Origin of the sequence: Staphylococcus sp. EG-SA-17 (assembly GCF_017151845.1) — a bacterium.
Lineage (GTDB): Bacteria > Bacillota > Bacilli > Staphylococcales > Staphylococcaceae > Staphylococcus > Staphylococcus aureus.
This window is the reverse complement of record NZ_JACVZO010000133.1, coordinates 1-281: the sequence shown is the minus strand read 5'-3', so window position 1 is coordinate 281 and position 281 is coordinate 1. Positions and strand designations below refer to the sequence as shown.

Annotated in this window: 1 rRNA gene; it reads left to right on the top strand. The window is 46.6% G+C overall.

Annotation, left to right across the window (positions count from 1 at the left end):
• Nucleotides 1-281 (top strand): 23S ribosomal RNA (locus IDG65_RS14410); the annotation flags it as partial.

Below are 281 nucleotides of genomic sequence, written 5' to 3'. Positions count from 1 at the left end.
GGATGCCTTGGCACTAGAAGCCGATGAAGGACGTTACTAACGACGATATGCTTTGGGGAGCTGTAAGTAAGCTTTGATCCAGAGATTTCCGAATGGGGAAACCCAGCATGAGTTATGTCATGTTATCCATATGTGAATACATAGCATATCAGAAGGCATACCCGGAGAACTGAAACATCTTAGTACCCGGAGGAAGAGAAAGAAAATTCGATTCCCTTAGTAGCGGCGAGCGAAACGGGAAGAGCCCAAACCAACAAGCTTGCTTGTTGGGGTTGTAGGAC